Source organism: Bdellovibrio sp. MYbb2, assembly GCF_056175685.1.
On the sequence record NZ_JBJKJI010000004.1, the window covers coordinates 161,270 to 176,390 of the forward strand.

The 15,121-nt window shown below is 51.0% G+C and carries 12 protein-coding genes; 7 read left to right on the forward strand and 5 right to left on the reverse strand.

Features of this window, described 5'->3' with window-relative positions; genetic code table 11:
* Positions 1–21 precede the first annotated feature (21 nt).
* On the forward strand, positions 22–738 hold the full coding sequence (locus tag AC04MQ_RS17395; RefSeq protein ID WP_475392702.1) for a substrate-binding periplasmic protein: 717 nt from the start codon (positions 22–24) through the stop codon (positions 736–738).
* Here the strand turns inward: AC04MQ_RS17395 and AC04MQ_RS17400 are convergent.
* Together AC04MQ_RS17400 and AC04MQ_RS17405 are read right to left on the reverse strand one after the other, a co-directional pair.
* Positions 735–1,814: an endonuclease/exonuclease/phosphatase family protein gene (locus tag AC04MQ_RS17400; protein ID WP_015091513.1), complete on the reverse strand. Its 1,080-nt coding sequence runs from the start codon at positions 1,812–1,814 to the stop codon at positions 735–737. The genes AC04MQ_RS17395 and AC04MQ_RS17400 overlap by 4 nt on opposite strands.
* A 177-nt stretch (positions 1,815–1,991) precedes the next feature.
* Positions 1,992–2,798 (reverse strand): substrate-binding periplasmic protein, encoded by an 807-nt coding sequence (locus AC04MQ_RS17405; protein ID WP_475392703.1) that lies wholly within the window; start codon positions 2,796–2,798, stop codon positions 1,992–1,994.
* A gap of 212 nt (positions 2,799–3,010) precedes the next feature.
* Here AC04MQ_RS17405 and AC04MQ_RS17410 point away from each other — a divergent pair, with 212 nt between their 5' ends.
* Positions 3,011–3,763: a type 2 periplasmic-binding domain-containing protein gene (locus AC04MQ_RS17410; RefSeq protein ID WP_475392704.1), complete on the forward strand. Its 753-nt coding sequence runs from the start codon at positions 3,011–3,013 to the stop codon at positions 3,761–3,763.
* A 15-nt stretch (positions 3,764–3,778) separates the two neighbouring features.
* On the opposite strand, the gene AC04MQ_RS17415 is transcribed toward AC04MQ_RS17410, so the two are convergent.
* Positions 3,779–4,351, reverse strand: a complete 573-nt coding sequence (locus tag AC04MQ_RS17415; protein WP_475392705.1) for a hypothetical protein — start codon at positions 4,349–4,351, stop codon at positions 3,779–3,781.
* A gap of 71 nt (positions 4,352–4,422) precedes the next feature.
* Positions 4,423–5,463 (reverse strand): SurA N-terminal domain-containing protein, encoded by a 1,041-nt coding sequence (locus AC04MQ_RS17420; protein WP_041577772.1) that lies wholly within the window; start codon positions 5,461–5,463, stop codon positions 4,423–4,425.
* A 215-nt stretch (positions 5,464–5,678) separates the two neighbouring features.
* On the opposite strand from AC04MQ_RS17420, the gene mreC reads away from it, so the two are divergent.
* The 4 genes from mreC to rodA are packed head-to-tail and all read left to right on the forward strand — an operon-like array spanning position 5,679 to position 10,289.
* The gene (gene mreC / locus AC04MQ_RS17425; RefSeq protein ID WP_475392706.1) at positions 5,679–6,647 is read left to right on the forward strand and encodes a rod shape-determining protein MreC; all 969 of its coding nucleotides are present in this window, start codon (positions 5,679–5,681) and stop codon (positions 6,645–6,647) included.
* Positions 6,644–7,180 (forward strand): hypothetical protein, encoded by a 537-nt coding sequence (locus tag AC04MQ_RS17430; RefSeq protein WP_015091519.1) that lies wholly within the window; start codon positions 6,644–6,646, stop codon positions 7,178–7,180. Before mreC ends, AC04MQ_RS17430 begins: the two co-directional genes overlap by 4 nt.
* A complete protein-coding gene (gene mrdA / locus AC04MQ_RS17435; RefSeq protein ID WP_015091520.1) occupies positions 7,177–9,162 on the forward strand; it encodes a penicillin-binding protein 2 in 1,986 nt (661 codons plus the stop codon). The genes AC04MQ_RS17430 and mrdA overlap by 4 nt, the downstream gene beginning before the upstream one ends.
* Before the next feature lie 2 nt (positions 9,163–9,164).
* Positions 9,165–10,289: a rod shape-determining protein RodA gene (gene rodA, locus AC04MQ_RS17440; protein WP_015091521.1), complete on the forward strand. Its 1,125-nt coding sequence runs from the start codon at positions 9,165–9,167 to the stop codon at positions 10,287–10,289.
* Between the two features lie 51 nt (positions 10,290–10,340).
* Here rodA and AC04MQ_RS17445 read toward each other — a convergent pair whose 3' ends face one another.
* Positions 10,341–13,988 carry a hypothetical protein gene (locus AC04MQ_RS17445; protein WP_475392707.1) on the reverse strand — a complete coding sequence of 1,216 codons (3,648 nt, stop codon included), beginning with the start codon at positions 13,986–13,988 and terminating at the stop codon, positions 10,341–10,343.
* Between the two features lie 298 nt (positions 13,989–14,286).
* Here AC04MQ_RS17445 and AC04MQ_RS17450 point away from each other — a divergent pair, with 298 nt between their 5' ends.
* Positions 14,287–15,006 (forward strand): lytic transglycosylase domain-containing protein, encoded by a 720-nt coding sequence (locus AC04MQ_RS17450; RefSeq protein WP_475392708.1) that lies wholly within the window; start codon positions 14,287–14,289, stop codon positions 15,004–15,006.
* The last annotated feature ends 115 nt before the right edge of the window (positions 15,007–15,121 follow it).

Consider the following 15,121-nt stretch of genomic DNA (forward strand, 5'->3'; position numbering starts at 1 on the left):
ATCAGGGGAAAGGGAAATCCAATGCCATTGCTGATGCTGGTTTTATTTCTTTTTTCCCCCTGGGCCGAGGCCAAGAAAATCATCTTTGCCTCAGATCCCTATCCGCCGTTCATCTATGAAGAAAATGGCGAAGCCAAAGGCCTGGCCCTTGAGGCCCTGGAAAAAGTTCTGGAAATTCCCCGCAAAGACATCGAAGTCCGCATCATCCCGTGGAAGCGCGCTTTAAAAGCCGCCGAACAAGGCAGCGTCGACGTTATCGGACCGATGCAGATTGATCCCAAAAAAGACTATCTGCTCTTCACCAAAAAAATCTTCCCTTCCGAAGAGGCCGTATGGACGCTGGCCTCCAGCCAGTATCTGAGCCAGCTGAACTGGAAAACCACCGAAGAGCTGCGCAACCACAACCTGGGTTTTGTGCTGGGCTATGAATACGCCGAGCCCTTCGGAAGTTACCTGAAGTCCCCGCTGGTCAAAAAAGTTGAAGTGCAGGACGTGATTCAGGGAATGCGCAAACTTTTATCCGGCGATATCAGTCTGTTTATCTGCAACACCCAGGTGCTGGAATTTTACGCCAAAAGCGAAGGCATTCCGCTGAAGACTTTCAAACGCATTGGTCCGCCGATCATAGAGGAATTCGGGGTCTTTGGGATTTCCCACAAATCAAAACTGGCGCGCGATCTTGAAAAGATCAACGCGCGCATTTCGAAACTGCCAACAACAAAGTCAGGCTTGAATTAACGGAAGCTTGAGAAATAGTTCCAGAACGCGCCGGACTTGGTCTGCAGCTGTTCTGTCATTTTGCGCAAAGCCTCAAGGTATGGTTTGAACTCGGGCTCTTTGGCCGCCGCCAGAATCTTTTCGGCTTTGGCAAAGTTGTCCAGGGCATAAGACCTGCGAAGCTCGATACCCAGCGCATTGGTTTCAGAAGTTTTCGGATCCACTGAGAACTGCACACGCACACCATAATGATCAGACAACGGTCGGCGTGGAGTCCCCTGCATATTCACCTGCCCGTCCACCACCTGAAGCGTCGTGCCGGACTGACCCACGTTAGAATAGAAGATATAATCAAAAACCTGATCGCTGAACAACCAGCCCAGCGGGTTTCTTGCGCAGTAAGTGCAATAGCCTTTTTTGGGGTATCCGCCCATGGCATCTTCCATGGCGTCTCGTGTAGCCAGAGTCGCCATCACAAAACCGCGCTCGACACTGTCGACATTGGCATTGAAATCCCCGGACAAAAGCATCTTCAGATCCTGATGATCCATGCGCCAGCGCAACAGATCCAGAACTTGAGTCAGGCGCACGGCTTCGGACGTCGGGTGCAAATGAGTATTAATAAAATAAAAATCCTCGTCGATGCCAAAGAATCCGGACTTAACGACGTGGAAGGCTTTACGCACATTGAGGGCTTCTCGAACAGTATCCAGTACTCCGCCTTCATTGTTAACCGCAAAGGCATGGGTTTCTGTGCCCTTCACATCACCCATGAACAAAGACATCACACCGATGCGTTCGGTTTTGTTGGGTGCACTGATGCTGTATTGTCTTTTCAGGTCATTTTCAATTTGATTGATTTGCGAATCATTCCAGACTTCCTGCAGGTGAACAACATCACACTTGGGGATGCCTTGTAAGAGCGCGGTCATGCGCCCGGTGCGTTCTTCGATTCCCTTGGCGTAAACGGGACCATAAGCATTGAAGTTCTGCAGGCAGAATCTTGGCGGACGATTGTCGGGAACCCAATACTGCTCGGCAAACGCCTGAGCCGACATCAGAAGAGCACCACCCAATAGCCATGCTTTTAGTTTCATATGAAGTCCTCGCCGCCTTAAAATTTAGGGCATTCAGGAACTGATGTTTCAAGAGTCGTGCAAAGCCGAGGAAGCTTTATATTGAAGGCCGCACCGCCCGGGGTGTCCAAGAAGTCGACACTGCACCCGAGTGCGGCCCTGGGGACGGGACACCTTCGTCACTGTATAGATGGAAGATCAAAGCGCTGAATAGGATTTTTTCAAGGGACTTTTTTCGCTGTTGTGTGGGAACCCACTGGCAGCAGGTGTTTCGCTGCGAAGATGCCGCAGAACAATTTTCTCATAGCTTCCGGATTTTTTAAGATCCATCAAAGACTCATTGAACTTCCTCACGAACTCTACGCCATTTGGGTGACTGCGACTGATAATAAAATACAACTGTGTTTTCGGCAGCAGGTGCGGAGTCAGACTGATGCTTTCCACAAGCCCGGTTTCACGCAATGCCGCTTCCCCTTGAGCATCATCTGTGACAAAGAAATCCGCGCGCCCGCTATTGACCATCTTTGCACAGGTGGACGTGTTCAGCGCTTCAAACACCTTCACACGTTTTTTCTGCACCAACTCCGCCAGCTCACGGGTCGCAGGAGCCCACCCCAGCGGCAGACAATAGGTTTTGCCCTTCAGACTTTCAAGGCTGGAATAAAAACCACTTTCCCCTTTTAAGGAAAAAACGGTGTTACGGATTTCATAAAGAGGTTCAGAGAACAGGAACTCTTTTTCCCGGTCGGCGGTTTTCAAATAAGGGAAAAGGCCGTCGAACTGCGCTTGTCTGGCTTTTTCAAAACCGCGCCGCCATGGCAGCCAGGTCAAATCCACCGAGTGCCCCATGCCGGAAACCACTTCCTGCACGATCTCAGTCACCATACCACCGCGTGACAGCTTCTGTCCGGTGTAAGGCGCATAGCCATCGTCCGTGCTCAGCTTCACAGTTTTGGACCACGCGGGAGGGGTCATAAAAAGAACTGCAAGAACGATCCATCTCATGCCTTTATTATCGGCTGCTTTCTGGTTGATTTTCATTAAGGCATGGCAATGATGCGCGGAAACCAAAATGATTCATCTTGTTGTTCGCAAACTAGATACGAACACTGGGGAGAAGGCATTACTGTGAGGATTGTTCCTATTGCGTTTTGGTAATTGGCGTTCCAGGTCCCCATCTCATACAACTGGGGATTACTGAGGTCGCATTGTTTCACATGGTATTGTTCTTAATATTAGCTGTCTGTCTGTGGTCGCCACCAAGTCTTGCGGTAAACGCCGGCAAAGTCATTCATCTGCTCACCATGGAAGCGCCACCTTTTATGAGCGACTCGCTGCCGGAAAAAGGGGCCGCCGTGTATGCGCTTCGCCAGATTTTTAAAAAGAACGGCTATGATCTGAAAGTCACCTTCACCCCTTACCTGCGCGCCAAAATTCAGGCCCTGCAAAAAGACGACGTGTCGGGCTTTTTTCCCGCCGCCGAAGAAAACATCACCACCGGCTATGTGCTTTCAAAAATCATGTACGTCACACCGTGGGGCTTTGCCGAACGCAAAGACAAGCCCATCCACTGGAACCAGCCGGAGGATCTGCTGCCATATAAAATCGGAAATGTGATGGGTTATGAATTGTCCCGGGTTCTGGCGCCGGCGCAGAAAAAGAAAAAGTTCCAGATCGAAAATGTTTCCAGCGACGAGCAGAACCTGCTGAAGCTAGCCAGAAAACGTGTGGATTTGGCATTTATTGACGCCACCATGTTTGAATATCTGATGAAAGGCAGCGAAAACCTTCGCCCTTATCAGAATAAACTGCAGATCAACGCCAAAATCATTCGCATGGATGAATACGGTGTGGCCTTCAAAAACAGCGGCAAAGGCAAAGCTCACCTTGATGTCTTCAATCGACTCATTCAAAAAGAAGAATTCCACCGTCTGGTGGAACTTTACTTTAAAACTCACCTGCCGGAATAGATTCTTTATCCCCGACTAAATGGTCAGACAAACTTGTTCGGACAACACATTGACACGGATTGATTCAAGATGGCTTTCGGAAGAAAGCTTATGGCCTTTAAGCAATGCCATTTGTGTCAGGACATCTTCCAGGCCTGACAACTTCAGACCTTTCAGCAAGCGGAAACCTTCGTGCTGATAGTCCTCTTCACAGTCAAAAACCCGGCACCAGACAAAATCCAGACGCAAAAGCTGACTGCCCTGCCCTTGAGGCACTAATTCCAGAAAATGAGAATAAACAAAACGCTGCTGTTCCGGGGATTGCTGCGAGTTCCACTGAAAACTCCAGCCGCGCTCTTCACGGAACGTCAGACTGGTCAGTACGGCCTCTGCCTGCTCGGCGTTTTCGGCAAGCTTCAGGCGGGCCACCGCCATCACTTCAGCCAGGGCATGGTTCAGGCTGGCGCTTTTAGAAACAAACAGATCCTGTTCAAGCTCGGCCGTCAAGGCCCCCAGCCACTGATCCACGTCCATCAAATTCACGCTCATCCCCGACAATGGATCAATACGGCCGCCTTTCGGGGAAAACCCCGCAGCCAGATGAAACAAAAAACCCCGTCGTGATGACAGGGCTCCTTGCAAAGTGATTCGAATGGGAATCTCTCTTACGAATTGAAGCATTAGTTCAACTGCAGAGCCTGGGTGTTCATAGTCACGTGAGACTTGGAACGGAACATATTGATCCAAGCTTCGAACATACCGTCGCCACGGCGTTTTTGCATCATCTCTGCAGACATTGGCTCCAGAGCTGTTTTTACTTCTTCAACTTTGCTTTCTTTCAGTTTCAGAACGTATTTGCTGTTGCCGTCACGAACCAAACGCTTCAACAGCGGCTCGGTTTTGCTCAGCTCAAATACGGCTTCTGTCGCCACTGTGCTGGTGATTTTCGGGAAAGTCTCAGAACCCAATTCAACCAAACCAGTTTCTTCCCAAGTTGCTTTCAGCTCTTTCAGTTGTGCGTTAACTGCGGCTTCATCGCCTTTCACCAAAGCTTCATCCAAAGCCTTGATCGCTGCGTCGGCTTTTTCTTTGGTCATCGCTTTAGTCGCCGCTTCAGAGTCAATTTTCACGAAAAGAACATTGATCTTAGCCGCGCGCAGATCCTGGATCTTTTTCAGCTCCACAGCTGTTGGCTGAGTCGCCAGTTCGAACAATGCACGTGTGCGAACATTGGAGATGTCTTTACGGACTTTATCTTCAAAGTTAGCCGGAGTGGTGCGGGTCTGTTCGATATAACGCATGTAGAACTCTTTCTGGAACATGCCGTTTTGCTGGAAGAACGGGATGTCTTTCACGATAAAATCGCGAACTTCCGCGTCGGTAGCCAAAATGCCGTTCTTTTGAGCAGCCTGGGAAACAAGCTCCATGCGCACCAGATTCTCAAGCGCTTGTTGGCGCAGCAGCTGACGCTGAGAGCCAAAGTCCATCTGGTTGCCGAACAGGTTTTGGTAGTACTGCTGAATGCGGTTTTCTTCCTGCTGGAAGTCCGCCAGAGAGATCAAAGTGTTGTTCACGCGAGCCACGGAGCCAACGCCCGCGCCCATTCTTTCGGGCATGCCGAAGAAGACGAAAACCATAATGATGGCACCGAAAATCACCATCGCTGTCACGCTCTTCGCGTTGATTCCGCGCTTCATCTTATCTGCCATATTTTCGCTCATAACTTTTCCTTCCTTAAACAAGCTTGCAAACAAACCGCTTCATTACCTTACGAATTTTATAAATATTCAAGGGGAAATTGTTGTATTCCTTAGCGGTTTTTACTAGCGTTGAGAAATATTAATACAGCGAAGCTAAAATACGCAGAACGACGCGATGCTTTTTGCTGGTTTTAGAGATGGTTTTTAAGATTGGTTTTTAAAAAGAGGAACGACCTTTGAATTTCTTCAACTTTGATCTCAAGAAACTTGTGATGATCGGGATTGTCCTGGCTCTGCCACTGATTTCCATCAACATGCAGCAGCGCCCGCAAGAATCCAACTGGCTGGCAAAACCCTTCAGCCTTCTGGGCAGCGCGGTTTCTGAATCCTTCTATGGCTTCAGCTCCGGCGTCAAAGGCACCACCGCCATGTATCTTGATCTTATCAACATCAAGAAACACAGCGAACAGCTGACCAGCACCAACAATGAACTTCAGGCGCGTCTTGAAAAAATGAACGAGCTGCTGATCGAAAACGACCGCCTGCGCGGCCTTTTGGCGTTCAAAGAGCAGACCAAAATGTCCCTGATGGCAGCACAGGTCATCGGCCGTGATCTGGTGATCGATCACAACACCATCACCATCAACAAGGGCACCCAGGACGGCCTGAAAGCCGGCCAGGCCGTGATCACCACCGGCGGGGTTCTGGGTTACATCTTCAAACCGGACACCTTCACTTCCCACGTCATGCTGATCACCGACCGTTACGCAGTGGTGGATGGTATCGTGCAAAGAACCCGCGCCCACGGGATTGTCGAGGGTAAATCCCAGTACAGCAGCAGCCTGCAGCTGAAATATGTGGAAAGAACCGAAGACGTTCAGGAAGGCGACCTGGTTGTGACCGGCGGCCTGGACAACATCTTCCCGAAAGGCTTCCCGGTGGCCGTGGTTGATTCCGTTGAAAAGAAAACCTTCAGTGTTTCCTTGAAAGTCGACCTGCGCCCGGTGGTGGACCCTTACAAAGTGGAAGAGGTCTTCATCGTGCTTCAGGGCAATAACGAAGATTTCGGCGACAAGTTCGCGCCAGCTTCCGCAAAGGCGGAAACTCCGGCAGACGGTTCTGCTCCGGCTGCAGCGGCGACTCCTGCGGCGACTCCGGCAGCAAAACCAGCAGTGACTCCTAAACCTCAGGAGAACAGACAGTGAAAATCCGCTGGAATGCCCTTTTGAATTTCCTGGTTTTCCTGGCGGTGCTGATGCTGCTGGCCGGATTCCAGACAACCTTCTGGTTCCAGCTTTTCGGGAATGTTCCATCCCCGCTGCTGTGGCTGAATCTGGTTGTATATATGATCCTTTATCGCAAACCGTTCCCGGCGATCTTCACGATTTACGCCATGGGCTTCATTTTGCTCACATTCACGGCGATGCCGCTGAAGATGATGTGGATCAGCCTCATTATTCTCTTTACCTTGGTCTATACTATCAAGAGTCGCGTCTTTTGGTCGGGCTCAGGATATTATACGATTATGTGTGCATTCTCTGCCGTGGCCTATCACCTGATCTATTTCTTTGGATCGATGGTGCTGGAGAAAAACCCTGCGAGCTTTGAGATTGTCGATCGCCTTGTACAAATCATCCTGACTCCCTCCTTTGCATTCCCGATGTACTGGCTTCTGGCCAAGATCGACAAGGTCACTCAGGACGAGCTGGTTCATGAGCCCGGAGGATTGGAGCTATGAGTACATACGTCAGTAATCCGGACGAGGCAAAAGAGTACCTGAGCCGGTACAAGATCTTTTATATCGCCATCGGCTTTGCCCTGACCATCTTCACGATGCGTCTGTGGTATCTACAGATCATTTCTGGAAATGAGCTGCGCGAGTTCTCGGAAAAAAACCGTATCAAACAAAACAAAATCACTGCTCCGCGCGGACTGATGCTGGATCGTGATGGCAAGGTGCTGGTGGAAAATCTGCCGGGCTTTGAAGCGATCCTGTCCCCGCAGTACATTGAAAGCCTTGATGAGCTGGCAAAAACCGTCGGCCCGGTTCTGGGCATGGAGCCGGACAAGGTTGTTCTGAAGGTTCAGAAAAGCCGCCGTCAAAACGGTCCGTTTGCACAGATCCGTCTGAAAGAAAACCTCAGCCGCGAAGAAGTTTTCCGTCTAAAACGCATGCGTCTGGACACTCCGGGGCTTGAAATCCGCGAATCCATCGTGCGCTTCTACCCGCTTCGTGACAACGGCGCCCAGCTGTTTGGTTACGTGGGTGAGATCTCAAAACGTCAGTTGCCGGTACTAAACGACCTGTACAAGGGCGCACTGAAATTTGATCAGGGTGACATCATCGGTAAATCGGGCCTGGAAGAAACTCTGGAAAGAGACATCCGTGGTTCTGACGGCGTCAGCTTCATCCAGGTCGATGCCCACGGGCGTGAAACTGTGACTCAGACACCGAACATTTACGGTGAGCAGATCAAGGACATGATCCCGGTTCACGGGAACAACGCCATTTTGACGATTGACCGTGATATCCAGGAAGCGGCCTTTAAATCCTTCATGAGCCTGAATCGTATCGGTGCCGTCGTAGCCATGCGAACCAACGGTGAAATTTTGGCGTGGGTCAGCACCCCGTCTTTTGATCCGAATGAGTTTTCCACCGGTATTTCGGCGCAAACCTGGTCGAAACTGATCAACGATCCGTTCAAACCTCTGCGCAACAAAGTCATCCAGGATCACAATGCCCCGGGTTCGACTTTCAAACCCTTGGTGGCAGTTCCGGCTTTGCAGGAAAAAGTGATCACTCCGACAACGATTGTCTCGGCTCCGGGTGTGTTCTATTTCGGCCGTCGTCCTTATCATGACCACTTAAAAGGCGGTCACGGTAACATCACGGTGTTTGAAGCCCTGGAAAGATCCTCCAACGTGTTCTTCTATAAAATGGGTATCGCGTTGGGCGTTGATAAAATGTTCGACTATATCAGTCTGCTGGGTATCGGCCAGAAAACCGGTATCGAGCTGGCGCGTGAGGTTTCCGGAACCATGCCAAACTCGGCTTGGAAGAAATCCACGGTCGGTGAAGAATGGCAGCCGGGGGAAAATCTTTCCACGGCGATTGGTCAGGGTTTCGTGAACGTGACTCCGCTTTCCATGGCGATTGCTTACAACGCGATCGGCACCGAAGGAAAAGTCGTAAAACCATTCCTGCTTAGAAAGATCATCGATCAGGACGGAAAAGTCCTGCGCGAAAACTTCCCGCAAGTGGTTCGTGATCTGCAACAGACGCAGCCAAATGGCGTGCACATCTCTGCAGAAACGTTCAAAACGGTCAAAGAAGGCATGCGACGCGTGGCCAATGGCGAGCGCGGGACTGCAAAACGCTATAAAGTTCCGGGCGTGCAAATGGCCGGTAAAACCGGTACGGCCCAGGTCATGGGCTTCTCTGCAGATCAGATCTATGCGAAGTGCGAAAGCCGCCCGATTCACATGCGTCACCATGGTTGGTTCATTGCGTTTGCTCCGGCAGACAATCCTGAAATCACCATCGCTGCATTGGCTGAACACTCCTGCCACGGAAGCTCCGGGGCCGCACCGATTGTTCGCGACATTGTTGAAGCTTATTTCATGAAATATCACCCTGAAGTGATCGAAGCGGCGTTGAAAGCCACTGGTGGCAAACGCGCGCAAGCTCCGGCAGCCGCACCGGAAATTGAAGGAGAATAAGAGTGTTTACCTCTTTGCATGTTGAAGAAAGAACCCTCTTCAAGAAATTAGACATCAATCTGATCATCGTGATCCTGGCCCTGAATGTGATCGGTTTGATCAATCTTTGGAGCGCCACTCACGGCCCGACAACTCAGGACGTGGCGTCCTTGTTCATTTCCCAGATCATGTGGTTGATCGTGGGCTGGACGGTATTCCTTGTTGTAACCATTTTGGATTATTCTGTCGTCACCCGCATTGCGCTGATTGCCTATGTGCTGAATCTGGGCGCGATTTTGTATGTGACCTTCTTTGGTAAGGTTGCCCTGGGTGCGCAGCGCTGGATTGATCTGGGCTTCTTCCGTTACCAGCCGTCTGAAACGATGAAGTTGGCGCTCATTATGCTTATGGCTAAGATCCTTGCCACACGCAGTACTCACGGTTCGGGCATGGGCTTGAAAGAACTGGCCCTGCCACTGACAGCACTGTTGATTCCATTTGGTCTGGTTGTTGAACAACCGGATTTGGGAACGGCGATGATGCTGGCAGCGATCGGCGGATCCATGCTGATCTTTGCAAAAATCCGCAAAAGCATTCTGGCGACAATCATTGCCTTGGGAATCATCGCCATTCCCATCGCCTGGAAATTCGTTTTGCATGATTATCAGAAAAACCGCGTTTTGACGTTCCTGTCCCCGACCAGTGACCCTCGTGGTACCGGTTACAACAGCATCCAGTCAAAAATCGCCGTGGGTTCCGGCCGCTTCTTTGGAAAAGGCTTTATGAAAGGCACCCAGTCCCAGCTGGAGTTCCTGCCAGAACGTCACACGGACTTTATTTACTCGGTTCTAAGTGAAGAGCATGGCTTCGTCGGCTCGATCGCTGTGGTGGGTTTGTTCTGTTTCCTGTTCATCACCGGAATCCGCATTGCCTCCAACGCCCGCGACAAGTTCGGGGCTTTGTTAACAGTCGGAGTCCTTTGTTACATCTTCTGGCATATGTTCGTGAACATCGGAATGGTTATCGGACTTCTGCCCATCGTGGGGGTTCCACTACCGCTGCTGTCTTACGGTGGCTCCAGCATGCTGACCACCATGGCCGGTCTGGGCCTGGTGTCGAGTGTCGCTTATCGCAGATATCTGTTCTAGAGTTCATTAAAAACAGAAATAAAAAAGGCAGGTTCATCCTGCCTTTTTTATTTAGAACAATGCATGCAGCAGAATCCGGCGATTGACCCGGTCAAGCATCATCAGCCCCAAAGGACTCACTTCAAGACGGACATGGGTTAAACCCATATTCACCCCACTGACCACGGCCGATCGCGCCGGCATGTTCAAACCTGCCGTCGAAATCTGGCGCCAGCCCAGAGTGGCGTGAGCCGCCCACACCTGCACCGTGCCTGTCGGAGATTCCGACGCCGCAGAAACAAAGTACATCCAACCCGTCGATTCATCATAACGGGCATGAGTCCACAGCGTCACTGCCGTCGGATATCCGGCCAAAGAGGCGTAATCCACCACATCAAAATAAGTCGGAGTGGCATCCATTATTTTAAATTTTTTCAGTTTCATATCATCGACAACCCAAAGATTGCCATCGCTGGCCTTTTGCAATCCCACCACATCTTTCAGCGGGCTGCTTTGCAAGGTGGCCGGAGCCAGCTCTGTCGCTGCCGCGGCCGACTGAGGTTCCCCCATCACACCGGCAATAAAGGTCACGGTTGTGCCATTGGAGCGGAAAAGCATCAGGTTGCGCTGCGAACCAGAGTTTTCTGTACCCGTGAAGTAAAGATTTTCGTCACCACCAAAATCCATCAGGTAACGATAGTTCGAAACCAGAACATTCGCCCCCGCGCCAAATGACGAATTGTACGTCGGGAAGCTTGCCGCCCCCGAGTTGGTCCGCAAATAGCGCACGGGTGTCGTGGCTGCCGCTATTGTTCCCGCCAGGGGATCATAAGAGCCAAGATTCAAGGCGTTGATATAACGGGTGTCACCCGAAACTCCCGCCACCGTCAAAATCGTGCCGGCACCATTGACGGCGATCCCCGCTGTCGCCATGGAGTTGGCGATCGTCACGTTGTTATAACCCGTCGAAATTGTGGTGGCCACTCCAGAACCGTCAAATTCGATGCGACGCAGGTGACTGAGTGCACGCACATACAAGGTGTTGTTGCGATAAAGCAGATCGCTGATTTCTGAAAACAAGACTTTGCGCAAATCCGCTGGACTGCCATCGGTATTGTTGCCGATCGTCGTCAGCGGATTATCGGCAACAACCGTATAAGTCCAAGCCTCATCCGGGCCGCTCCACTCTTTGTATTTCAGTTCAAACAACTGATTGGTGGAACTGAAAACCAGCATCGAGTTGCGGGCACTTCCCACAAAAAGACGTATGCTGGTATTGCCACGCTCAACAGGAACAACATTGGTTTTATAGGTTTCAGTGTCGGTATTAAAGACCATGGCCTGGTTCCCCGTTTCTGAGGACCCATAACAGACCAGCAAAGCCGTGTCTGACGATGAGGTGTTCGGCTGGCACTGGGAAGCCTGCAACGGAAGATTTGGATTGCCGGATTCTTTCAGACGATAGCCGCCTTCCATGCTGCCTCGCAAAGACATACTCGGACCGGTCCCCGTTCCGGCGCGGGGAATAAGCCAGATTTTGGAAAGATCCGCAGAAATAATCATCCCCATCTGATTCAAGCTGCTGCAAGGTATAGGCAAATCCGCGCCCGCAGTTTCCACGGCTGGCGCGACACTGGAGCAAGTCCCCGCCACTCCCACAATTTTCTGAGGCGTGCTGGCCGGATTACTCAAATCCAAAGAATAGAAAACAAAGTTGTCATAATAGATGTAATATCGCTCCAGCACCAGGCGTTCGTATTCGATACCACTGGTGTACTTTCTTTCCGGCAAAGTCCGACTGGAAAGAAGCTGCCCGTCTGACAGACGGATGCGCAGCAAAGCCGAACACGAAACAGATTTACCTGACGCCACATAAGCAACGTCATTGGCGTCGATTCCCAAAAGCAGGGCGCCATCCAGGAAGCCGGCGGCGCATTTTTCTTCTGACAGACTTCCATAGACACTCTTCACGGAAGCCGTCTGACGGTCGATCTTCATCAATGCGCCGGATTTAATATAGTAGAAATTATTATTGCTGTCCCCGTAAAAGAAAGAACGATCCAGATCCGCTTTGGCCACGTTGACGTTTTCACTCAACGCACTTCCGCCCACCAGAATTTTCCACGGCGAGTTATACAAACCCGAAGTGGTCTGACTGATCGCCCCGCTTTGCGAACTGCAGCTGACCTTGAATTTCAATGGCAGCGACGTCGTCACAGCGACCCCCGAAGGAGTAGTCACCGGCACAGTCCATGAATAGGGTGCATTCGGCAGGTTGGTGCCGATCACATGGTAGGTTAAACCATCATCTACCGAATAAGACAGCTCGCCCACAGGCAGCGCAGGCAGAACTCCGGACGAACTGCAATTCCAGGACAGGCTGTGAGTGCTGGATGGCGCCAGAGTATTGCCCTCTGCAGGCCCGGTCCAGCTCAGTTCAGGGGGTGCTTCGGGTTGATAGTTTACGATGGCAGAAACCACATTACTTTCCAGCCCCGTCGTACTGCGCACCTTTACATAAACCGTTTTATCGCCAGCCAGGGCACTCAGTCTAAAAGACGATTTCGCGCCGGTGTAATTCACCCACGAAGCCCCGGTGAACAGCGTACTTTCTGAAAGCATGATCTCTTTGATCGGAGCCACCTGCGAATACACCGTCAAGGCCACGTTGATATCCGGAACAAAGACCACCGGTGCACCCTCGGCCAGCACCAGATCCAGCACACGCAAAACCGGGGACGTCATCTCGACCGCAAAAACCTTGGAAAGCTGACGGGTCTCATTCCCCGCCTCGTCTGTCACAGAGATCCGGTACCGGGCGGTCGTGATATCTGCTGAGGGCATCGCAATTCCTGAAAGTGTGTAGGTCTGCTCATTGTTATCACCGGCATTCGCAGCGACCCGTCCGGCTTCGGACCATGCGGAGCCATCGAAAAATTCAACAATAAACTCAGCCCCGGCTTCGATGTTTTCTTCCGTCAATTTCCAGGACACCGAACCATTGGTTCCACCGCGAACTGCCGAAGGACTGGTGATCGCAATTTCCGGAGGCAAAATATCAACAGTCCAGGTCTGTTGCGGCACGGAAGACACATTCCCCGCGCGATCACGACTGCGCAATTCAAAAGTATGCTCACCATGAGACAACGCCGTCAGCACAACCGGACTCAGACAAAGTCCCCACGAACCTCCATCAGTACGGCATTCCGTGTTTTCGATGCCGGATCCCCCAGGGTTGTCACCCGATGTGAAAGTAAAATTGGCTGCGGCCCCGTCAATAGTGGCTGGTCCCGACACTACGGCCACTGTCGGAGATGTCAAATCAACCGTCCATTTCAAAGACGTGATACCAAACTTATCCGAGCCGGTGCCGCCGCGAATCTGGAACAGGCATTCGCCTTCGACGAGATCGTTTAATTCAATGGACTTTTCGGCACTGCCACCTTCAATGCGGATCCAGCCATTGCTCATGGCAGTGGGATCGTCGGGATTGATCCGATATTCATAATATTCCGGCACAATACCACGAGGTTTGAATGTGATGGTTTTTGAAGAGCTGTTGGAAAATTCGTTTTGCGACGGGCCTTGCGAAAATTCAATATCCATACTTGTCGCTTCATAGGTCGCCGTCATCCAACCACATCCGGTTAGCCACAGTGACAGTACAGGTATAAGCAGAGGTGCAAAAAGACGACCCCGAACATCTGCTATAGATCCCATACAAGGCTTTTCGGTCTAAACATCGAAACATAGAGAGTTATCCTCTATAACAAGACCTTTTATGCTCCCATTTTTCACATTATGAAAACGTCTCACAGTGGGTGTCTCGAAACAGGATTCCATCCCATATCGACTAACCACTAATCAGACAGTGTTCATACATTGGTTGACACCCCCCTTCGCCAGCTTCAATCCATGGCATTTGAAAGGTGCTTCAAAGCAAGACCTGAAACATTCCGCACACCTGGCCGTTCGGCACGGCACTTGAACTATACCTCTGTAACAGGAGGACGCGGATATGAAAACGAAACATCTCAAAATCGGAATCGCCTTTGTCACCGCATCGCTCACGTCGGTTCTATTTAATAACTTTTCTTTTACCCAGTGGCAGCGCCCTGAGGTGCCAGCGATTGAAAGCGTGAACGAAGCTTCACGTGTTTCTCACGCGAAAGAACTGCTGGGTGGCGGCTATAAAGGCAGTGACGCCCAGAAAATTGAAGGTCAAAAGGCATTGAATCAGGCCATTCTTTCCAAAGTTCAATCTCAGTTGCCGGCAAGATTCAAAGGCCAGGCGCGTGCCATCGCCCGCACGGTGATTTCTGAAAGTGCCAAATACGGTATGGATCCGGTGTTTGTTCTGGCCGTGATCAAAACTGAATCCAAATTCAATCCATTGGTGGTGGGTCGCCATGGTGAAATCGGTCTGATGCAAATCAAACCGGACACGGCGGAATGGATCGCAAAGAAATTTGATCTGCCTTTCAACGGCAAAAAGACTTTGCAAAGCCCGTCTGCGAACATCAAGATCGGCATGGCTTACATGAACTATCTGCGTGCAAAGTTCGACAAAAAGGCGATGAAGTATGTCAGCGCTTATAATATGGGTCCGACAAATGTGCGCCGTCTGCTGGCTAAAAACGTGAAACCGGCAGAATACAATTCACGTGTGATGAAGAACTACAGCGTTCTTTACTCCAACATCAATTCCAAAAACCCGCACACCTTGGCGGCTCTGTAATACACAAGTGTTCCCGCTCGCGATTGCGATCAGCGAGCATATCGTAAGGGGCTCAATCCACAGGCACCAACTTGGCCCGCATCCCGCGGTGGTAAGGATGCCAAAGATTGTCCCC